Origin of the sequence: Geothermobacter ehrlichii (assembly GCF_008124615.1) — a bacterium.
GTDB classification, from domain to species: domain Bacteria; phylum Desulfobacterota; class Desulfuromonadia; order Desulfuromonadales; family Geothermobacteraceae; genus Geothermobacter; species Geothermobacter ehrlichii.
The window spans coordinates 67,969-88,895 of sequence record NZ_VNIB01000005.1; the positions used below are offsets into that span (position 1 = coordinate 67,969).

Here is a 20,927-nt window from a genome sequence, read left to right on the forward strand (position 1 = left end):
TTATGATTGGTTGGCTGTCAGCAGAGCCTCCAGCGATACCCTGTTGCTGTCAGCCGCGGAGTGAAGGTGTAGTGTCGTTTTGAGTAAGTGGGAATTTGCCGGTGTTTTCCGGCAGTTGGACCCCTCCTTTTGCTGTGTGGAATCATAACAGAAAGACAGTCAGAGGTTAGAGAAGGACAGATGGGTTGTCAACCATCCGGCTGCCCAGCCCGTGCCTTTGACGGGACCGGGGCAAAGAAGACAGGGAGCGGCGAATGACTCCAGTCAACCGGTCATGGTGAGAACCACCCGTTCTCTGTCAGCCAGAGCTCTTCCACCTCGCGCCCCCGGCCGCTGGCGGTGCGGTAGAGGAAGAGGGCGATCACCCGTTCTTTCTCCCGCCCCGGCAGGTGGTTGAAGGGAACGGCGAAGAACTGCAGCTTGCTGCCGTCACCCCGCCGGGCGGCCCGTTCGGCGTCGACCCGTTGGCGGACCTGCCGGCGTTCCCCGTCGGTCAGATCTCCCCGCAGAAAGTCGGGTACCCGGTTCGGCAGCACCCGCTCGCTGTGGGCGTAGTCGCGGCCGAGGGCGGTGCGCAGGGGGGGCAGTTCCGTGCTGCTGAAACGCTGCCGCAGCCAGTCCCAGAGCAGGTTGAACACACCCTCCTGGCTCAGCGGGTGGCGCAGCAGGTCGCCGGCGCGGCAGAAGCCGGCCAGGTCGGCCAGGTCGGTGGCCGGGCTGCAGCCGGCATGGCGCAGGGCGGCGAACAGGCGCGGCACGCGGCCGCTGTTCCAGGTCAGGTCGAGCAGCCGGCCGAGGGTGCGCAGGTGCTCCAGTTCGTCGAAGTCGAGCTGCGGCGTCGCCAGCACGGTATAGGGCGGGTTCGGATCGAAGCGGATACCCAGTCGTTCGGCGTCGCGGCGCAGGGGAGCGCCCGGCAGCAGTTTGACCGGCTCGACCTGCAGGTGGTGCGGGTTCAGGGCCAGCACCCGGTCGATCGAGGCCACAAAGCTGTCCAGCCCTTCGCCCGGCAGGCCGTAGATCAGGTCCAGGTGCAGGTGGATGTTGCCCAGGCGCACCAGCCGGCGCACGTTCTTTTCCAGTCGTTCCAGTGAGGCCCTGCGGCCGATGGCCTGCAGGGTGACGGGCAGGGTCGACTGCACGCCGATCTCGAACTGGAACGTCTCCGGCGGCACCGTCGCCAGCAGCTCGAAACAGTCGTCGGTGAGCAGGTGGGCACCGATCTCGAAATGAAAGCGGGTTGCCCGGTTGTGTTCGAGAATGAAGCGCCAGATGCGCCGGGCCCGTCCGGCGTCGTAGTTGAAGGTGCGGTCGACCAGCTTGACCAGCGGAACCTGCCGCTGCATCAGCCAGCGCAGATCGGTTTCGATGCGCGGTCGGGAGAAGCTGCGCACCCGGTCGTCGAGGGCGCTCATGCAGAAGGCGCAGTCGTAGGGGCAGCCGCGGCTGGTTTCGAGATAGACCTGGCCGCGCCCGGTATCGACCAGGCCGGCGGCGAAAGGCGAGGGGATGCGGTCGAGATCGGCCAGCGGCGGGCCGTCCGGGCCTTCGACGATCCGTTCGCCCTGCCGCCAGGCCAGTCGCGGCGTCTCGCCCGGCTCGTCGCCCCGGCTCCAGGCCGCCAGCAGGGCGCGCAGCGGCTCTTCCCCCTCGCCGCGCACCAGTGCGTTCAATCCGGGATGGCGGGCGAAGAGCTCGGGGCCGTCGAAGGAGACCTCCGGTCCGCCTAGAACGATGCGCAGCCCTGGAGAAGCGACGTGCAGGGCGTCGACCAGCTCCAGGGTGCGGACGCGGTTCCACAGGTAGACGGAAAAGCAGACGACATCCGGTTTTTCGGCCAGCAGCAGGGCGAGGACCGACTCCTTCGGCTCCTGCAGGGTGAATTCGCGGATGCGGATCTCGCAGTCGAGATCACCGCAGAAAGCGGCCAGGCAGGGCAGGGCCAGGCTCGGATGGATGTAACGGCTGTGCAGGGTGGTCAGAACGACGCGCATGGCGCGAGCATAGCGGAAAAAGGGGGGAAAGCCAAATTGTCCCTGCCTGGCTGCTGTGTTATGCTCGGACCGCGAAAAAATGATTTCAAACCTTTCTCCGGAGCTCGGTGCCTTTGTGGTGAAAGGTTTGCCGGAAAGAGATCCCATGCCCAAATCGAGAACCATCCTCGCCGTGGTCGCCGACGACAGCGGCGAGGTTTTCGAACATCCCGGCCTGCTGCTGGCCGGCGGCAGCGGCCTGACGCCGCGCCGGCCGCAGGACGACGAGCTGATCCCCCTGCCCGAAGGCAGCCGGCTCTTTACCGTTCCCGGCACGCCGCCGGTCGGTTTCGACCGCGAAAGCGGCCGGCTGGTGACCCGCGACCGGCTGCCGCGCAGCTGGGGCGGCGGGAAAATCCAGGCGGTCAGCGTCTTTCTGACGCCCGGCTACACCCGGACCCTGCTGCCGGCGGCCGCCTGGGAGGCGAAGTCGGTCACTCTGCCTTTGTGGTCCTACGCCGCCGTCGGCTGGTGCGTCGAGGAAGAACGTTTCTACGCTGCGGCGGTGAAGGTCGACGGCAACACCCAGTGGCAGCCGGAGCATTTCGACGACCGCAAGCTTGAGCCCCTGGTGCGCAGGCGGCTGCGGCGCTATCCGGACAACCGTCTCTACGAGCAGCTGGCCCGCTGCGCGCTCGACTACCACTGCTTCGCCGCCAAGAATCTCTTTTTCGGCCGCTGGGAGGCGCCGCTGCCGACCTCGCCGGCCTGCAACTCGCGCTGCATCGGCTGCATTTCGCTGCAGGAGGGGGAATGCTGCCCGTCGAGCCAGGAGCGGCTGACCTTCGTGCCGACGGTGGACGAAATCTGCGAGGTGGCGGTGCCGCACCTGGAGCAGGCGGAAAACGCCATCGTCTCCTTCGGCCAGGGCTGCGAGGGCGACCCGATCCTGCAGACGCCGGTCATCTGCGAGGCGGTGCGCAAGATGAGGCGGCAGACCGGGCGCGGTACCATCAACTTCAATTCCAACGCCTCGCTGCCGGACGCCATCGACCGCCTGGCCGAGGCGGGCGTCGAGTCGATCAGGGTTTCGCTCAACTCGGTGCTCGAAGAGCGCTACAACGCCTACTACCGGCCGCGCGGCTACCGGTTCGCCGACGTGATCGAGAGCATCCACCGGGCGAAACGCAACGGCATGTTCACCATGCTCAACTACCTGGTCTTTCCCGGTGTCACCGATCGGGAAGACGAATACCGTGCCCTGTCCGACCTGGTGGGCAGCGCCGGTGTCGACCTGATCCAGATGCGCAACCTGGCCATCGATCCGGTCCTCTACTGGTCGGCGCTCGGCGTCGACGGCGCCGGTTTCGGCATGAAGCGCTTTCTCGACCGGCTCAAGGCCGAGCATCCCCACCTCCAGTACGGCTATTTCAACCGCACCCGCGAGAACTTCTATCCGCGGGGAGACGAGCTGTGGGAGATGCAGGGGCCCGGACCCGCGGATGCCTCTCTTTCCGGCGACGGGTGAGGCGGTGGAAGGAGGCTGGACGATGGCACTCGGGGAGTTGGGATGTCGGATGTGAGACGCGAGGAGGGGGGAGACACGATGTCGTCCGCTGAACAGCAACTGCCGGGGGCCGGCCTTGCCGGAACATCTGTCCCGGATGCCGATCCGCTGCTGCAGGTCCTCGATAAGGTGTTCGGGTTCCGCTCCTTCCGCCCCGGCCAGGAGGGAATCATCCGGGCGCTCTGCAACGGGCGGGACGCCTTCGTGCTGATGCCGACCGGCGGCGGCAAGTCGCTCTGCTACCAGTTGCCCGCCCTGGTGCGGGAGGGGACGGCGATCGTCGTCTCGCCGCTGATCGCCCTGATGAAGGACCAGGTCGACAGCCTGCGCCAGCTCGGTGTCGCCGCGGCCTGCTACCATTCGGCGCTCGGCGCCGCCGAGTCCCGGCAGCTGCTGGCCCGGTTGCACGCCGGCGAGCTCGACCTGCTCTACGTTGCCCCGGAGCGCCTTCTCTCCGAAGGATTTCTGGCCCGCCTGTCCGATATCGACGTCGCCCTGATCGCCATCGACGAGGCCCACTGCATCAGCCAGTGGGGACACGACTTCCGTCCCGAGTACCTGCAGCTGCCGGTGCTGCGCGAACATTTTCCCGGAGTGCCGCTGGCGGCGCTGACCGCCACCGCCGATCCCCAGACCCGGCGTGACATCGTCGAGCGGCTCGGTTTGCAGCAGGCGCATACCCACATCGCCAGCTTCGACCGGCCCAACATCCGCTACACGGTGCTCGAGAAGGCGCGCCCCTTCGAGCAGCTGCAGCGCTTTCTCGCCCGCCACCGGGGCGAGTCGGGGATCGTCTACGCCCTGTCGCGCAAGCGTACCGAAGAGATCGCCGGCAAGCTGGCCGCCAGCGGGCTGCGCGCCGCCCCCTACCACGCCGGGCTGCCGGATGCGCTGCGCCACTCCACCCAGGAGGCGTTTCTGCGTGACGACCTCGACATCGTGGTCGCCACGGTCGCCTTCGGGATGGGGATCGACAAGCCGAACGTGCGCTTCGTGGTCCATTACGATCTGCCGAAGAACCTCGAGAGCTACTACCAGGAGACCGGCCGTGCCGGCCGGGACGGGCTCACCTCCGAGGCGCTGCTGCTGTTCGGCTACGGCGACATCGCCCTGGTGCGCAGCCTGATCGAGCAGTCGGAGAATCCGGAACAGGTCCGCATCGAACTGCACAAGCTGAACGCCATGGTCGCCTACGCCGAGGAGCGGGGCTGCCGGCGGCGGACCCTGCTCGGCTATTTCGGCGAGTCCCTGGAAGAGGATTGCGGCAACTGCGACACCTGCCTCGATCCGCCGGAGACCTGGGACGCCACCGAGGATGCCCGCAAGGCGCTCTCCTGCGTCTACCGGGTCGGGCAGCGCTTTGGGGTCGGCTACGTGGTCGAGGTGCTGCGCGGCGCTGACAACGAGCGGGTCCGGCGCAACAACCACCAGACCCTGTCGACCTGGGGGATCGGTGCCGACAAGAGCAGCGACCACTGGAGCAGCCTGCTGCGCCAGCTGATCCAGCGCGGCTATCTCCATCAGGATATCGGCAACTACTCGGTGCTGAAGCTGACCGAGCGGGCCCGGCCCCTGCTGCGCGGCGAAGAGAGCCTCGAACTGCCGGTTCCGCGGCTGCGGGTCAGGGCAGTGAAGAAGCCGAAGAAGAGCCGGGGGCCGATCGGTGATTACGACCAGACCCTGTTCGAACGCCTGCGCACCCGCCGCAAACAGATCGCCGATGCGCAGGGGATTCCACCCTACATGGTCTTCTCTGACGCCACCCTGGCGGAAATGGCCGCCGTGGTGCCGCAGACCGCCCAGGAGCTGCTGCAGATCAACGGGGTCGGCCTGACCAAGCTGGAGCGTTTCGGGGCGGATTTTCTGGAAGAATTGGGGCAGGGCGGTGAGGCGTGAGATGTGGGGGACTGGCTCCGCAGGGGGCATCCATTTGATACCCCATGGCTGCCGGTTTCCCTGATGCCCACCTGACGGGGATCGGCATTTTCCTTGTGAAGCTTTTTGGGTCGGAGGTGACACCACCATGTACTGGATCGCCGATCCCGAGGCCTGGGTGGCGTTGGCCACGCTCGTCGCCCTGGAGATCGTTCTCGGCATCGACAACATCATTTTCATCACCATCCTGGTCGGCCGGCTGCCGGAACGGCAGCGCCGGCAGGGGAGGCTTCTCGGCCTGGGGCTGGCCATGGTCACCCGGCTGCTCCTTCTGCTCTCCCTGAGCTGGATCATGGGGCTGACCAGTCCGCTCTTCGAGCTGTTCGGCCGGGCCCTCTCCGGCCGCGATCTCATTCTGCTCGGTGGCGGGCTCTTTCTGCTGGTCAAGAGCACGTTCGAGATTCACGCCAGCCTCGAAGGCGAGGAGGAAACGTCGGTGGGCGGCAGGGGGCAGTCCTTCGTCGGCGTGCTGGTGCAGATCGCCCTGCTCGATATCGTCTTCAGCCTCGATTCGGTCATCACCGCGGTTGGCCTGGCACGGGATCTGCCGGTGATGATGCTGGCCATCATCCTGGCGGTGCTGGCGATGATGCTGGCGGCCGGCGCCATCGGCCGCTTCGTCGAGGAGCATCCGACGTTCAAGATGCTGGCCCTGAGTTTTCTCATTCTCATCGGCGTTACTCTGATGGCCGATGGACTCGGCCTGCATGTGCCCAAGGGCTATGTCTATTTCGCCATGGGTTTTTCGGTGGCGGTCGAACTGCTCAACATGAAGGTCCGTAAAAGAAGGTCGCCCGTGCATCTGCACAGGCGTGTCCCGGTGGAAAAGAGCGAACCGGCAAGAGGGGAGAAAGCATGAAGATCGTCTCGTTCAATGTCAACGGCATTCGCGCCCGGCTGCATCAGCTGGCGGCGCTGGTGGAGAGTCACGCCCCCGATATCATTGGTCTGCAGGAGACCAAGGTGCAGGATGCCGACTTTCCGTTGGACGCCGTGCGCGAACTTGGCTACCGGGTGGCCTGGCACGGCCAGAAGACCCACTATGGTGTTGCCATCCTCTCCAGGCAGGAGCCGCTGGCGGTGCACAAGGGGCTGCCGGGCGAACCGGACGATGCCCAGCGGCGCTGCATCATCGCCGATTTTCCCCTCGCCGACGGCCGGAGACTGCGCGTGGTCAACGGCTATTTCCCCCAGGGCGAAAATCGGGAGCATCCGGTGAAGTTTCCGGCCAAGCGGTGGTTCTACGCCCGACTGCGCGACTATCTCGTGCGGGAATGCGACCCGCAGCAGCCGCTGGTGGTGCTGGGAGACATGAACGTCGCTCCCGACGATCTGGACGTCGGCATCGGCGAGCAGAACGCCCGCCGATGGCTGCGTACCGGCAAGTGTTCCTTCCTGCCGGAGGAGCGGGAATGGCACCGGTCCCTGTGCGACTGGGGGCTGACCGACAGCTTCCGCCGGCTGCATCCCGACGTCGCCGACCGTTTCAGCTGGTTCGACTACCGCTCCCGCGGTTTCGAGGCCGATCCGAAGCGCGGCTTGCGCATCGATCAGTTGCTGGTGACCGCGCCCCTGGCGGAAAAACTGACGGCGGCGGGGATTGATTACGCAATCCGGGGCATGGAGAAGCCGTCGGATCATTGCCCCTGCTGGGCGGAATTCGCTTTGTGAAGAATCTGCAAGCCTTTCTTGACGCCCAGCTTGAGCTGATGCAGCAGGTCGATGCCTGGTTTGTCGCGACCGCGCGGGAGCTTCCCGCTGACGCCATCGCCTGTCGTGCCGGCTGCAGCGCCTGCTGCCGGGGGCTGTTTGATATCAGTCTGATTGAGGCGCTGATTTTGCGCCGGGCATGGGAGGGGTTGCCTGCCGATATCCGTCGTCGGGTGCGGGGCAAGGCCCTGATGCGGCTGGACGAATTGAAACAGGGCTGGCCGCACTGGCAGCCGCCGTATCTGCTCAACGGCATGCCGGACGAGGAATGGACCGAGATGCCGGAGGACGATTTGACGCCCTGTCTGCTGCTGGCCGAAGACGGGCGCTGCCTTGTTTATGAGGTCCGGCCGATGACCTGCCGACTGCACGGTTTGCCGGCCATCGACCTTGACGGTACCGATTTCGGTTCGGCGGTCTGCAGCCGCAACTGGCTGTCGGAAAATTTTGACCTGCGCTATCCCTATCGTGCCTTGTTTCGGCGCGAGAACGCACTGTTACGGCAGTTCGCCCTGCAACTGACCGGGCGCCCCTTCCGTGAACTCGATACCTTTATACCCCTGGCGGTGTTGATCGATTTTGAGGCAATCGACTGGCGTGGCCCGTTGCTGGCCGACCCTCGTGGCTGAAGAGCCTCATTTCAGTTGGAAGTGCCGCTTCCTTCGGGAGCTGGAACCTCCGGGTACAGCTCCTTCATGCAGGTCGGGCAGACGCCGTGAGTCAGCTCCTTGTGCAGGGATTCGCGAATGAAACTGTCACTGCTGACCCATTTCCCTTGTTCGTCCCTTATCTTGCCGCATCCGGCGCAGGAGGGGATAATCGATCGATAGCCGTAGAGCTCGACCATGCGTTTGGCCGTACGGCGGTTTTCCCTCCAGACATGAACAAGGAATTCCCCGGCGAGTTCCAGTGAAAGGTCGATGCCGCCAAACCGGGCGAAACCCTCTAGAAATTGGCGGATATGGTTCTGGTAATCCTCATCGGGTGATGGGATTCCGGCATTTTCTTCGGCCAGCTGGAACAGCACTTCAAAGGTTGGATGGAGCAGGTAGAATTCCATTTTGTAGGCAGTGCGGAAGGCGTCGCCTACGGACACTCTCCGGTTAGGAACTGCAACCAACTCTGCCGCCCGTTTGTCGATTTCGAGTAACTCGAAAAAGGTCTCTCGGGGGTCATCGAAAATCATCGGGATTTTTCCTTTGTCGATCGCCCGGTTAAGTTCAACCCAGAATGCATTGTGCTCCGCTTCTTCTTCGGCCATAAGTTGCCAGAAATCTTTCAGCTCATCATTGTCCGCCTGATTCGAGAGCTGATGATAAATGGCTTCGGCTTTGCGGTCGATGGACAGGGCCAGGTCGACAATGGCCTTGAGCTGTTCCTTTCTTTCCATTCTGTTCCTCCACCATATGGGCACGACCAGTTGGACCTGGAAAAAAGTATAGCAGGGCGCGGGCAGAACACTATCGCCGGTCAGTGCCGCTCGTGGTTAAGTCTTCCTTCAGGAAAAGATCAAGGTCGTTCTTCAACTCCCTGTGTGCGCGGGTCAGTTCCGCCGCTCCTTCATGGAGCAGATTGGGACGGGGCAATCTTTGTGACAGACGTTTGAGGATGATCGAAACTGTCTCTACATCCCGGTAGGAAACCAGCCAGTTGTGCTCCGCCATGCGCCTGGCGACCGGGCGGAAGGATTCAGGCAACAGCTCCCTGTAGCGCTCAAATAACAGGTAGTTGTCAGCAGCGAATTGCTCCAGTGGCTGATGGTGGTAGTCATCCCAGTTTGCAGCCAGCAGGTGGTCGTAGAAAATGTCGACCAGTATCGGCTTGAGGATGCCGAACCGGTCATCGATGCGTGCCTTGCTGGCCCGCACTGCCGGGCTGGTGACACTGTGACGATCAACGGCGCGATGCTGACGCAAACCGCGCAGCACACCCGCCGGCCAGTCAGCGGCAACCAGCCGGCCCTTGACCCAGTCGCCGAGCAGGTTGCCGAGCCGGACCTCGGGATCGGGGTCGGAGAGATAGAGGTGGACAAGGTAGTTCATCGCGTTGGACGCGAGACGCGAGGTGTGAGATGCAATCCTGAAAATCCGGTTGCCAACCAGGGAACTGGTTCGAAACTCATGTCTTTCGCCTTCCCGGCTTTAATGTTTCGCCTCCGATTCCGCTCGCTGCGCCATACGGAAGGCCGTTTCGCCGATGGTTGCGTCTCCGAGAACCCCGTCGGCCAGGGTAATGTGGGGGATCTGTCGCCAATCCTTGCCGAGCAGCAGGGCGCCGGCGGCATCGACCGCAACCGGATCGAAGCCGGCGACGATCCGGTTCGGCGGCGGGTCGCAGACCGGGCCGCCCAGGTGGTGTTCGGCCAGGCCGACACTTGCGTCGATCAGGGCCAGGTCCGGTTTGCGGTAGAGGTTGAGTTCGAAGATGGCGCGGTGCATCTGCCGGTGAAAGGCCGATTTCTTCCAGTGCCCGCCCTGTTGGTAGAAGCTTGGCGGCGCGCAGCCGATCATGTTTTTCATGCTCAGGGTGACATCGGCCAGGCTGTGTGCCTTGAGCACGGCGAAGGAGATGACAAAGGCGTCGAGCAGAATTTCCGGCAGATAGAATTGGGGAAAGACCCGGCAGTCGTCCCGGTTCAGTTCGGTGACCGGCGCCTGGTTCAGGTCGATCAGTTTCAGGTTGTAGCGATCGGCCAGGTCCATGTAGCCGAGGTGGTCGAAGACCTTGATGGTCGAGTGCAGCCGGTCGCCGGTCCCCTCGGCGATGATGATGCGGGCGTCGGTCCGCTTGCGCAGCCAGCGCACCAGCACCATGGCCGCTTCGACCGGCAGGGTGACCGGCGGCGGGTCGTCGGTCACCAGGTTCGGTTTGATGATGACGGTTTTTTGGCCGGCGAGGCGTTCTTCGGCGCCGATGGCGGCCAGCGCCAGCGGCAGGGACTCGCCGAAGCTTTCGAAGGGCTGCAGGTGGCAACTCCGGCTCATGGCGGGCCTATTTCCTCGATGACGATGCGCCGGCCCCACATGCGGTAGCCGACGGTGGGCGGCGCCGGCCGGGCGACCACCCGCACCTTCTGGCCGTCCCGGCGCAGGGCGGCGGGGATGCGGTCCGGCAGGTAGTGGTTGCCCTGCGCGTCCTCGAGGCCGAAGAAGCCGCCTTCGAGCGGAACGAAGACGACCCTGCCGGTGAAGCTGATCCGGTCATCTGCCGGAGCGGGCGGCCGGTCGGCGAAGCAGCCGGTGAACGGCAGCGTCAGCAGCAGAAAGAGCAGAAACCATGGGCGCATTGTTCACCTCCCGTCATGCCGGCCGTCGCCGGCCTTCTCGAGTCGGGCCTGGATGATCCGCTCCTTCGACGGCTGTTCGAGGCGGGCGATCCAGGGCTGGATCATGTCGAAGAAGAGCTGGCGGTTGGCCTTGGAAACCGGCGCCATGGGCGGCGACTCGATGCGGGTCGGATTGACCGGCTTGCCGTTGCGGTACATGCGGAAGCAGAGGTGCGGCCCGGTCGCCAGACCGGTCGAGCCGACGTAACCGATGACCTGCCCCTGCCGGACGCGGCGGCCCTTGCGGATGCCGCGGGCGAACCTGCTCATGTGCAGGTAGAGGGTCTTGTAGGTGCTGTTGTGGCGGATCTCGACAAAGTTGCCGTTGCCCTTGGTGTAGCCCTTGCGGCTGATGACGCCGTCGCCCACCGCCTTGATCGGCGTGCCGGTCGGCGCGGCGTAGTCGATGGCCGGGTGGGCGCGCCAGGTCTTGCGGATCGGGTGAAACCGGCGCATGGTGAAGCCGCTGGAGATGCGGCTGAACTTGAGCGGGGCCTTGAGAAAGGCCTTGCGCACGCTGTGTCCCCGTTCGTCGTAATAGGACGGTGGTTTGTCACCGTCCTGAAAGAGGAAGGCGCGGAAGATTCTGCCCCGGTTGGAGAATTCGGCCGCCAGGATGCGGCCGTAGCCGGCCGGCTTGCCGTCGCGGAAGCGTTTTTCGACCAGGGCCTGGAAGCTGTCGCCGGTGCGGATGTCGAGGATGAAGTCGATATCCCAGGCGAAGATGTCGGCCAGCGCCAGGGCCAGCTCCGCCTCTTCGCCGATGTCGGCCACCGCTTCGAACAGGCTGCTGCGGATGGTGCCCTGCACGTGGTCGACCCGGACATCGTAGGGGATGGGCTTGCGCTCGATGACGAAGTCGTCCTCCTGGCGGGAAACGATCAGCTCTTCGTCGCGGTCGATGTCGTATTCGAAGCGTTCGAACCGACCGTCGGTCAGGCAGATGCGGTAGGGCTGGCCGGCGCAGATGCGGGAGAGGGGGAAGACCTTTTCGCTCTTCTTGCTGAGCAGGAGGATGTCCCGCGGGCTGAGATAGTCGCCGAGCAGGGAGGTCAGGGTTTCGCCGGGATCGATGGTGTCTGCGATGACCGTCCGCTCGACTTCCGGCTGTGGCGGGGGCTTGATTTCGGCCACCGGTTCGGTGCGGGCTTCGGTCGGGTTGACCAGCGGCTGCCGGGTCAGCACGAAGCCGAGGACCAGCAGCAGAAGGCATCCCAGCACCAGGGCGGGGAGTTTCCACCGGCCCTTGCGTTGCGCCATGCTCTGGCGGGGGGGCTGAAAATCGAAATCCATCGCAAACCACCTGCAGTTCAGGGCCGCCTGGGCCTGGCCAAATCCCGGCCATGTTAGCAGGAAGAGACCTCGGGTGTCCAGCGGGGATAAGTGCCGGTTGCAAAGGGACGACAAGATGCGTAAGGTTGCGCTGTCAGCTTGGAAAGGAGAAAACATGCGCGTCAATCAGCAAGCCATCATCGAGGAATTCGCCCGCCAGGCGGCCATCGCCAGCCCGTCGAAAAGGGAAGGGGCCATGGCCGCCTACCTGACGGAACGCTTCCGCCGTCTGGGCGGCGAGGTCAGCATGGACGACGCCGGCGAACGGGTCGGCGGCGAGGTCGGCAATCTGCTGGTGCGGCTGCCCGGCACCAGGGCGGGGGAGCCGCTGCTGCTTTCGGTGCACATGGACACCGTCTCGCCCTGCGAGGGGGTTGAGCCGGTGCTTGTGGACGGGGTTTTCCGCAGCGCCGGCGAAACCGTCCTCGGCGCCGACGACAAGGCGGGCATCGTCGAACTGATCGAGGCGCTGGAGACGGTCAGACGGCTCGGCATCGGCCATCCGCCGCTGGAGATCGTCATCACCGTCTGCGAGGAGATCGGCCTGGCCGGCGCCAAGCATTTCGACGTTTCGCGGCTGACCGCCCGCCGCGGCTACGCCTTCGACACCAACGGCGTCGACCGGCTGATTCACCGCGCGCCGGGCAGCAACCGGCTGCGGATCACCATCGACGGGCGCGAGGCGCACGCCGGCATCGCTCCGGAGAAGGGACTGTCGGCCATCGAGGTGGCCGCCCGGGCCATCGCCGCCATGCCCCTGGGCCGGATCGATGAGGAGACGACGGCCAATATCGGCACCATCGAAGGCGGTATCGCCCGCAACATCGTGCCGCGCACTGTCCGCATGGAAGGGGAGGCGCGCAGCCACAGCTCCCGACGGCTCGAGGAACAGACCCGGGCGATGCTCGAGGCGGTGGAGCGGGCGGCGGACGCGACCTCCCGGCAGATCGACGGGGAAAGGGTCCGGGCCCGGATCGAGGCTGATGTCTGGCTCGACTATCCGATCATGCACGTGCCGGTCGAGGCGGAGGTGATCCGACTGGCGGCCGGGGCGGCGGCCGGCCTGGGACGTTCCCTCGAGGTGGGTACTGCCGGCGGCGGCTCGGACGCCAACATCTTCAACCAGGCCGGCATCGAAACGGTCATCCTCGGCACCGGCATGGAACGGGTGCATACGGTCGACGAGCAGGTCCGGGTGGCCGACATGGCGGCCGTCGCCGAACTGCTGGTGGAGATTCTGGCCCGTGCCTGACAATCCCAGCGCCGGGACCGGAGACCTGTCCCCGCTGCCGGAGGCCTTTGTCCAGCTGCTGCGGCAGCTGGTGCCGGCCGGGCGGCTTGCTTCGGTCATGGAGAGTTTCGCCGCGGTCAAGCCGGTCTGCCTGCGCTTCAATCCCCTGCGCGCCGAGCCGGAGGTGATCCGGTCCGAGCTGGAGGCTGCCGGCTGTCGGCTGTCGCCCGTTCCCTGGTATCCACTGGCCTGCTGGGTGCCGGCGGAACAGAAGGCGCTGCTCACCGGAAGCGCCGCATTCGCCGAGGGACGCATCTACCTGCAGTCGCCGTCGAGCATGCTGGCGCCGCTGCTGCTGGCGCCCGAGCCGGGCGAGGAGGTTCTCGACCTGGCGGCCGCTCCCGGCGGCAAGACGCTGCTGCTGGCGGCGATGATGGGCAATCAGGGCCGGATCGCGGCGGTCGAGGCGGTAAGGGGGCGTTTTTTCCGGCTGAAGGAAAACCTGCGCCGCGGAGCGGCGACCCTGGTCGATACCTACCTGGCCGACGGCCGTACCATCGGCCGCAAGGTGCCCGGCCGTTTCGACCGGGTGCTGCTCGACGCCCCCTGTTCGTCGGAGGCCCGCTTCAGCCGGCTGCGTCCCGAAAGCTGGGCGCACTGGTCGGCGCGCAAGGTGAAGGAGACGGCGCGCAAGCAGCAGGGACTGCTGGTTTCCGCCCTGCAGGCGCTCAGACCCGGCGGACGGCTGCTCTACTGCACCTGCGCCTTCTCTCCCGAGGAAAACGAGCTGAACGTCGCCCGCCTGCTCAGGCGCTTTCCGGGGCAGTTCAGCGTTGAGCCGCTGGCGGTGCCCGGCGAGGTTCCGCAGATGCCCGGACTGACCGCCTGGCAGGGACGGCAGCTGCCGGCCGAACTGGCCTCCACGGTACGTATCCTGCCCGACCGCCGCTACGACGGTTTCTATCTCGCCCTGTTGCGCAAGAATCGATGAAGGAAGGATTCTCACGCTTACCGTCCCTCCCGGTCGACGAAGCTCTGCCGCGCCTCGACCGGCAACTCGCCGGGCGGCCGCTGGCGATCCTGCAGGCCGAACCGGGAGCCGGCAAGACCACCCGGGTGCCGCTGGCGCTGCTCGACGCCTCCTGGCTGGCCGGCAGGGGGATTCTGCTGCTCGAGCCGCGGCGGCTGGCCGCCGTCTGCGCCGCCCGCTACATGGCCGGACTGCTGGGGGAAGAAGTGGGGGAGACGGTCGGTTACAGTGTCCGTTACCAGCGCCGGGTTTCCGCCCGCACCCGCATCGAGGTGGTGACCGAGGGAGTGCTGACCCGGCGGCTGCAGCAGGACCCCGAACTGGCGGACATCGGCCTGGTCATCTTCGACGAGTTCCACGAGCGCCAGCTGCAGTCGGATCTGGGGCTCGCCCTCTGTCGCGACATCCAGGCGGGGCTGCGCCCCGATCTGCGGCTGCTGATCATGTCCGCCACCCTTGACGCCGACCGGCTGTCCCGCGCCCTCGGCGATGCGCCGGTGATCGCCTGCGGCGGACGGCAGCATCCGGTCGACTGCCGTTATCGCCCGGAAAGGGTGGGCGATGCCTGGCCGCAGCTGCTGCCGGCGGTGGTGCGGCAGGCAGTCGACGAAACCGTTGGCGACGTGCTGGTCTTTCTGCCCGGCCGGCGGCAGATCGAGCGGCTGGCGACGGAACTGGCGCCCTGGGCCGCTTCCCGGGGACTGCTGCTGGCGCCCCTGCACGGCGGCCTCGATCTGGCGGCGCAGAACCGGGCCCTGCAGCCGGGCGACAGCCGGAAGCTGGTGCTGGCGACCAACGTCGCCGAGACCAGCCTGACCATCGAAGGGGTACGGGTGGTGGTCGACAGCGGCTTTGAACGCCGTCCACGGTTCGAGCCGTCCGTCGGGCTGACCCGGCTGGAGACGGTGCGCATCTCCAGGGCCAGTGCCCGGCAGCGGGCCGGCCGGGCCGGCCGGCTCGGCCCCGGTGTCTGCTACCGGCTCTGGAGCCGGGGCGAAGAGGCGGAAATGCTCGACGCGGCGCCGCCGGAAATCCGCCAGGCCGATCTGGCGCCGCTGCTGCTCGAACTGCTGGCCTGGGGCGTCGCCGACCCGGCGGCACTGGAATGGGTCGACCCGCCGCCGGCTTCGGGCCTGCGTGCGGCGCGGGAACTGCTCGAGCGGCTGGCGGCTATTGACAACGGCGGCCGGCTGACATCTGTCGGCCGGCGCATGAGCCGTCATCCCTGTCATCCCCGGCTGGCGCGTCTGCTGGTCGAGGCGGAAGACCGGCAATGGACGGCGCTTGGCGCCGACCTGGCGGCCCTGCTCTCCGAGGTCGATTTCCGGCGACTGCCGCGCGGCGACGGCGGACGGCGGGCGTGCGATGTCCGGGAGCTGCTCGAGTGGCTGGCGGTCCGTCGCGACCCCTCTCTTGCGCGGGCTCGCAACTACTGGCGCCGACGGCTCGGCGTCGGCAGGGATGCCGGCGATGCCTGCGGCCCTGATGCTGTCGGGCATCTGCTGGCGACGGCCTTTCCCGACCGGATCGGCCGCCGGCGGGAAGGCGGCGCCGACCGCTACCTGCTTGCCAGCGGGCGGGCGGCGCGACTGGCGCCCTGGTCGATGGCCGGCCAGTCCGAATGGCTGGTGGCTGTCGAGGTGGCCGGTGGTGAGCAGGAGGCGACGATCACCATCGCCAGCCCCCTCTCCGAAGAGGTGGTCCATGAGCTGCGCGAGCGAGTCGATTGGGAGGACCATCTGGACTGGGACGCCGATGGCGGCCGGCTGGTCAGTTGCCGGCGGAAGCGGTTCGGCGCCCTGGTGCTGCAGCAGCGTCCCGGTGAACCGGATCCGGAACGGGCCGTCGCCCTGCTGCTTGGCGTCGTTCGCCGCCAGGGGCTGCGGCTGCTCGACTGGAACGACGAGGTCGCCGCTTTCTGCGCCCGGGTGCGCCTGCTGTCGAAGGTTTTCGGCGAGGATGTTTGGCCGCCGCTGACCGAGTCGTGGTTGCTGCAGCACCTGGAGCGCTGGCTTGCGCCCGGGCTTTACGGCGTCAGAGACGCGGCCGGGTTGCGGCGTGTCCGCCTGCAGCCCCTGCTGCAGGGGCTGCTGGCCGGCGGCCGGCTGCGCGAGCTGGAGAGGCTGGCGCCGGAGCGGATGGAGATTCCGAGCGGCCGCCGGGCGCGCATCGACTACCTGGCGGCCGACGAACCGGTGCTGGCGGCCAAGCTGCAGGAGCTTTTCGGCTGGCGGCAGACGCCGCGCATCGCCGACGGCAGGGTGGCGCTGGTCATCCACCTGCTCTCCCCGGCCGGTCGCCCCCTGCAGGTGACCCGTGATCTGGCCTCCTTCTGGCGCAACGGCTATCCGGAAGTGCGCCGGGAGATGCGGGGCCGTTATCCGAAACACCCCTGGCCGGAGGACCCCCTGACCGCCGAGGCAACCGCCAGGGTCCGGCACGCGAAAAGGCGGTGACGGGTGACGAGGGGATCAGATTCTCTCGATCACCAGTCTTTCGTTTTCCGCCAGCTCGCGATTGGCCGCTTCCAGCATCGTCTGGCCGGCAATGACGGTGACGGCGCTGCGCTGCCTGTTGTCGAGCAGGTAGCGCTGGGCGACGCGCGCCAGGTCGCCGGAGGTCGCCGCCAGCACGCGTCGGCGAAAGCGCTGGCGCAGTTCGGGTTTGAGCCCCTGCACTAGGTTGGCGAATTCGCGGCCGGCCCGGCCGGCCGGCGACAGCGGCCGGTCGAGATCGCTGAAGACGGAGAGGATTGCCTCGTCCAGTTCCTGCTGGCTGAAGTGCCCGCCAGCGGCCCAGTCGGCGGCCTCGTCGTAGACCCGCAGGGTGCGGACGATGTGCGGGTCGCGGTAGGAGAGCATGGAGAAGATGCCCCCCTCGGCGTCGCAGCTGGCGAGCCCTCCGTAGGCCCCCCCTTTTTCCCTGATCTCACGGTGCAGATAAACGGCCTTGAGCAGCTTGCCGAGCAGCAGCAGCAGCGGCGCGTCGGGATGGGTGTAGGGGATGGTGGCGAAGGTGCGCACGACGTAGGCGACCGGAACCGAAGTGGCCAGGCCGAATTGCCCGGGCCGCGGGGTGAAAGAGCGTTCGGTCGCAGCCGGTTCGCTGCCGCCGGCGAAACGGCTGCAGAAGGCTTCGGTCGTCGCCGCCAGATCATCCAGCGTCCGTTGTTCGGCGACGAGGGCGCACTGCAGCCGGCTGTGCCGCAGCATCTGCCGGCCGGATTCGGCCGTTGCCCGGGCCCAGTCGACCAGGGCCTCCGTGGAGCCGTCGAGCAGGGCGCGGATCCGACGCAGCAGGCTGATGCCGTTCCAGCTTTCGCGCAGCTCTGCCGCCGGCGTCAGGCTGGCGGCCGCGTAGCGGGCCGCGTAGCTGTGCCCCGAGCCGGGGATGGCGTTTTCCAGGGAGGTGCGGATCTGTCCCAGAACAGTCCGCAGTCGCTCGTGGTCGTCGAAATCGGGCGCCAGCAGCATGTCACCGAGCAGCTCGAGCATCTTGTCGTGGTTGCGGACCAGCGCCTTGCCCCTGACGATCAGCTCACCGCGGAAACGGTGCGCATCGCCCGGCTCTTCGAGAATTTCAGTGCCGGCCTGCAGGCCGCCGGTGTAGCGTTCGGCCAGGGCGGCGTTCTGCAGGTAGTCCCGGCCCGCCGCGCCCAGTTGCGGCAGCAGGGCGGCGTAGATGGCGAGATCCTTCTGCCGCTCCGGTTCCAGCCCCTGGCAGGCCAGGTGCCCGACCAGGTAGCTGATGCCGTTGGTCGGCTGCGGAAAGAGCAGCAGACCGGCGTTCTCCCCGTGCCGCCGCCAGGGCACGGTTTCCTCCCGTTCCGGAATGTCCTGCCGGCCGAGACCCGGCAGGCAGGAGAGGTCTTCCTCGGCTTCCTGCCGCGCCTTCAGTTCGGCGGCCTTGCGCCGGATCTCCTCCGCCTCCGCCGCCGACAGGCGCGCCCGGCGTTGCTGCAGCCTGCGGGCCAGCTCCTCGTCCTGCCGCTGTTTCAGGGTCGTGTCGGGCTTCAGCAGCAGCCGGACCCGGTGCGGATTGTCGAGCAGCATCTCCCGGATGATGCCGGGAAGGTAGCCCGGATCCTTCAGGTTGTCGCGCAGCCGGTCGAGGTGACGCTCCAGGCGCAGCGGCGAAACCGGGTCGTCGGCATGCAGCCAGGGACCGAGCAGGCGCATCATCAGCAGCAGGGGATAGGGGTAGGAATCGCCGGTCACCTCGCGGTTGGCGAATTCGAGCCGGTGCAGGGCGCCTGCGATCCGCTCGTCGGAAAAACCCTCACCGACCACCCGCTCCAGGGTGTCGAGGATCAGGCGTTCGATCGCCTCGGCCCGTTCGGGATCGGTCCCCTGCAGACCGGCGGCGAAGTAGGTGGTGCGGTTGTCGTCATGGTAGCCGCAGCCCGGGGTGAGGTTGCTGCCCAGGCCGCTTTCGAGCAGGGCCCGGTAGAGGGGAGCGGCGGGATTGCCGAGCAGCAGCAAAGAGACGAGATTCATCACCAGCCGCTGGTAGCTGTCGTCGATGTCGTTGGCCAGCCAGCCGACCTGGACCATGGAGCGGCGGTCCGGACTTTCGCCGGGATCGAGAGGGAAGGGCTCCTCGCAGCACCTGGGCCGGTCGAGGCGCTTCTCCGGCGGCACTTCGCTGTCGATCCCGGCCCGGTCGAAACGGCTCAGGGCCAGGCGGTCGACCTGCTCGAGCAGATGCTCGAGCGGCAGGTTGCCGTAGCTGAAGAGCCAGCTGTTGCTGGGGTGGTAGTAGCGGGCGTGAAAGGCGCGCAGGTCCTGCCAGGTCAGCTCGGGGATGGCCTCGGGCTCGCCGCCGGAATTGTGCCGGTAGGTGGTGGTCGGGTAGAGCGCCCTGGCCAGCCGCCGGCCGAGCAGACTGGCAGGGGAGGCCATGGCGCCCTTCATCTCGTTGTAGACCACCCCCTGGATGGTCAGGGGGGCGTCGTCGGTTTCGGCCGCAAACTCGAGCCGGTGCCCTTCCTGGAGAAAATCCTCTTCGCGCAGCAGGGGGAAGAAGACGGCGTCGAGATAGACGCCGAGCAGATTGTCGAAATCCCGCGGGTTCTGGCTGGCGAAGGGATAGCTGGTCCAGTCGTTCGCCGTCATGGCGTTCATGAAGGTGTTGAGTGAGCGTCTGATCATCGAAAAGAAGGGATCGCGCACCGGATAGCGGTGCGAGCCGCACAGGACGGTGTGTTCGAGAATGTGGGCGATGCCGGTCGAATCGGTCGGCGGCGTGCGGAAGGTCGCCGCGAACAGGTTGTTGCTGTCGTCAGCCGCCAGGTGCAGGTGGCGGGCCCCGGTCCGGTCGTGGACCAGCCGGATCAGGGTCAGGTTGAGTTCGGGAAGGTCGGTCTTTTCCTCGACCGTGAAGCCGGCGCAACGGCTGCCGGGCTGGAAAGTCGTGTCGCTCATGCACTCAACTCCGTTCTGAAAATGCGGGCCGCACCCGGATGGGCGGTCCGGCGGACGGCTCATCCGGGTCGCCCCGGTACTGCTCTCAAGTCTAGCGGCAAACGGGCGGTTTTGACAGGGGGAATGGCGAAAAATGCCCCGCGGAAGGCCGCGTGGTCTCAGGCTGCTGAAAAAGGCCCGTCTGCTGTGTTTCCGCATTTCTCGGCATTCGAGTACGGTTTCAAGGTACGCCTCATGCCTCGACATTTACGGATGCCTTGCATCCGAACCTTTTTGGGCAGCACGATTTGTCAACAAAAATGAAGCCCCGCGGATGACCGCGGGGCTCGATGGCTGGATTGCGGGGGCCGGGTCAGATCTTGACGACATTGGCCGCCTGGGGCCCCTTCTGTCCTTCGGTGATGTCGAAGGAGACGCGGTCACCTTCGGCCAGCGACTTGAATCCCTCCATCTGGATTGAAGAGAAGTGGACAAAGACGTCCGGACCTTCCTCCTGGGCGATGAAACCGAAACCTTTCGCATCATTGAACCATTTCACTACACCTTCTGCCATCGTTCTGCTCCTTTGTCCCGAAGGACGGGTTGTGCGGGTCTGGGCCCCCTTGGTACAAGAAAGGCCGCACGCTGTCCTGTCAGCATGCGGCCGGTGTCTCAGTTTATGGATATTTCTTTCTTCACGTGATCCCAGTCTTGCCTGTTGTATCAGGATCACTTATAGCACGCCGTTCTGTTTGCAGCAAGTCAAAAAAGTTTTTACTGGCGGCCTTTTTTCAGTTCGGCAATCTTGGCCTCCATTTTGGCGAAGAGCTTTTCGAACCCTTCCCGTTCGATGATGTGGCCGTAACTGCCGCGAAAGTTGCGCACCAGGCTGACGCCCTCGATGACCACATCGTAGACGTACCAGCCGTCAGTTTTGCGTACCAGCTTGTAGTGGATGGGGATATCGGTGTTGCCCGAACGGATGCTGGTCTTGACCAAAGCCTTTTTCCCCCTGATCTTCTCGTCGCCGTAAGCGACGGTTTCGTCGGTGTAGGCCTCGATGCGGCCGAGATAGGTGGCTTCGAGCAGGGCGGAGAAGAGCTCCATGAATCTCTGCCTCTGCTCGGGCGTGGCCTTGCGCCAGTTCTTGCCCAGGGTGCTGCGGGACATGGTTTCGAAGTCGAACCGTCCCTTGATCAGTTCGGTCAGGGTCTGCCGGCGCTGCGGCCTGTCCAGGTTCTTGTCGCGCAGCACGTCGAGAATCCTGTTGACGGTGGCCGAGATATCCTCTTTCGGGGTGGTCGCCATGGCTGTCGGCGCGCTGAGCAGCAAGGCGATGACGGCTGTGAGAATGATGCGTATCGCTCTGGCAATCATGCGGAACTCCTTTGTGATCAACGGTCATTGAATCGGGTCGTTGCC

The 20,927-nt window shown here is 66.0% G+C and carries 17 protein-coding genes; 8 read left to right on the plus strand and 9 right to left on the minus strand.

Annotated features, from left to right (window positions below):
- Nucleotides 1–272: 272 nt before the first annotated feature.
- The gene (locus EDC39_RS06845) at nt 273–1,994 is read right to left on the minus strand and encodes a B12-binding domain-containing radical SAM protein (RefSeq protein WP_148895645.1); all 1,722 of its coding nucleotides are present in this window, start codon (nt 1,992–1,994) and stop codon (nt 273–275) included.
- 145 nt (nt 1,995–2,139) lie between these two features.
- Here EDC39_RS06845 and EDC39_RS06850 point away from each other — a divergent pair, with 145 nt between their 5' ends.
- The 5 genes from EDC39_RS06850 (at nt 2,140) to EDC39_RS06870 (ending at nt 7,814) form a co-directional block, all read left to right on the plus strand.
- Complete coding sequence (locus tag EDC39_RS06850) at nt 2,140–3,501, plus strand: radical SAM protein (protein WP_148895646.1); 1,362 nt, start codon at nt 2,140–2,142, stop codon at nt 3,499–3,501.
- 78 nt (nt 3,502–3,579) lie between these two features.
- Entirely contained in the window at nt 3,580–5,436 is a 1,857-nt protein-coding gene (gene recQ, locus EDC39_RS06855) for a DNA helicase RecQ (protein ID WP_148895647.1), read from the plus strand.
- 127 nt (nt 5,437–5,563) lie between these two features.
- The gene (locus EDC39_RS06860) at nt 5,564–6,334 is read left to right on the plus strand and encodes a TerC family protein (protein WP_148895648.1); all 771 of its coding nucleotides are present in this window, start codon (nt 5,564–5,566) and stop codon (nt 6,332–6,334) included.
- Nucleotides 6,331–7,146 carry an exodeoxyribonuclease III gene (xthA, locus tag EDC39_RS06865; protein ID WP_148895649.1) on the plus strand — a complete coding sequence of 272 codons (816 nt, stop codon included), beginning with the start codon at nt 6,331–6,333 and terminating at the stop codon, nt 7,144–7,146. The genes EDC39_RS06860 and xthA overlap by 4 nt, the downstream gene beginning before the upstream one ends.
- Complete coding sequence (locus EDC39_RS06870) at nt 7,143–7,814, plus strand: YkgJ family cysteine cluster protein (protein ID WP_246140195.1); 672 nt, start codon at nt 7,143–7,145, stop codon at nt 7,812–7,814. Before xthA ends, EDC39_RS06870 begins: the two co-directional genes overlap by 4 nt.
- An 11-nt stretch (nt 7,815–7,825) precedes the next feature.
- Here the strand turns inward: EDC39_RS06870 and EDC39_RS06875 are convergent, their stop codons facing one another.
- From EDC39_RS06875 to EDC39_RS06895, 5 genes are all read right to left on the minus strand, one after another.
- Complete coding sequence (locus tag EDC39_RS06875) at nt 7,826–8,575, minus strand: ferritin family protein (RefSeq protein WP_148895650.1); 750 nt, start codon at nt 8,573–8,575, stop codon at nt 7,826–7,828.
- 70 nt (nt 8,576–8,645) lie between these two features.
- The gene (locus EDC39_RS06880) at nt 8,646–9,227 is read right to left on the minus strand and encodes an acyl carrier protein phosphodiesterase (protein WP_148895651.1); all 582 of its coding nucleotides are present in this window, start codon (nt 9,225–9,227) and stop codon (nt 8,646–8,648) included.
- Between the two features lie 99 nt (nt 9,228–9,326).
- Nucleotides 9,327–10,169 carry a DUF362 domain-containing protein gene (locus tag EDC39_RS06885; protein WP_148895652.1) on the minus strand — a complete coding sequence of 281 codons (843 nt, stop codon included), beginning with the start codon at nt 10,167–10,169 and terminating at the stop codon, nt 9,327–9,329.
- Entirely contained in the window at nt 10,166–10,471 is a 306-nt protein-coding gene (locus EDC39_RS06890) for a hypothetical protein (RefSeq protein ID WP_148895653.1), read from the minus strand. The genes EDC39_RS06885 and EDC39_RS06890 overlap by 4 nt, the downstream gene beginning before the upstream one ends.
- A gap of 3 nt (nt 10,472–10,474) precedes the next feature.
- Nucleotides 10,475–11,803 (minus strand): M23 family metallopeptidase, encoded by a 1,329-nt coding sequence (locus EDC39_RS06895; protein ID WP_246140196.1) that lies wholly within the window; start codon nt 11,801–11,803, stop codon nt 10,475–10,477.
- Between the two features lie 154 nt (nt 11,804–11,957).
- Between EDC39_RS06895 and EDC39_RS06900 the strand changes: the two genes are divergently transcribed.
- The 3 genes from EDC39_RS06900 to hrpB are packed head-to-tail and all read left to right on the plus strand — an operon-like array spanning nt 11,958 to nt 16,559.
- Entirely contained in the window at nt 11,958–13,094 is a 1,137-nt protein-coding gene (locus EDC39_RS06900; protein WP_148895654.1) for a M20/M25/M40 family metallo-hydrolase, read from the plus strand.
- Nucleotides 13,087–14,064 carry an RsmB/NOP family class I SAM-dependent RNA methyltransferase gene (locus EDC39_RS06905; RefSeq protein ID WP_246140197.1) on the plus strand — a complete coding sequence of 326 codons (978 nt, stop codon included), beginning with the start codon at nt 13,087–13,089 and terminating at the stop codon, nt 14,062–14,064. Before EDC39_RS06900 ends, EDC39_RS06905 begins: the two co-directional genes overlap by 8 nt.
- On the plus strand, nt 14,061–16,559 hold the full coding sequence (gene hrpB, locus EDC39_RS06910) for an ATP-dependent helicase HrpB (protein WP_148895655.1): 2,499 nt from the start codon (nt 14,061–14,063) through the stop codon (nt 16,557–16,559). Before EDC39_RS06905 ends, hrpB begins: the two co-directional genes overlap by 4 nt.
- A gap of 15 nt (nt 16,560–16,574) precedes the next feature.
- Here the strand turns inward: hrpB and EDC39_RS06915 are convergent, their stop codons facing one another.
- The 3 genes from EDC39_RS06915 to EDC39_RS06925 all read right to left on the minus strand — a co-directional run bounded on the left by EDC39_RS06915 (nt 16,575) and on the right by EDC39_RS06925 (nt 20,882).
- Entirely contained in the window at nt 16,575–19,526 is a 2,952-nt protein-coding gene (locus EDC39_RS06915) for an insulinase family protein (RefSeq protein WP_148895656.1), read from the minus strand.
- Between the two features lie 352 nt (nt 19,527–19,878).
- Complete coding sequence (locus EDC39_RS06920; RefSeq protein WP_148895657.1) at nt 19,879–20,079, minus strand: cold-shock protein; 201 nt, start codon at nt 20,077–20,079, stop codon at nt 19,879–19,881.
- 200 nt (nt 20,080–20,279) lie between these two features.
- Nucleotides 20,280–20,882 (minus strand): MlaC/ttg2D family ABC transporter substrate-binding protein, encoded by a 603-nt coding sequence (locus tag EDC39_RS06925; RefSeq protein WP_148895658.1) that lies wholly within the window; start codon nt 20,880–20,882, stop codon nt 20,280–20,282.
- Nucleotides 20,883–20,927 lie beyond the last annotated feature (45 nt).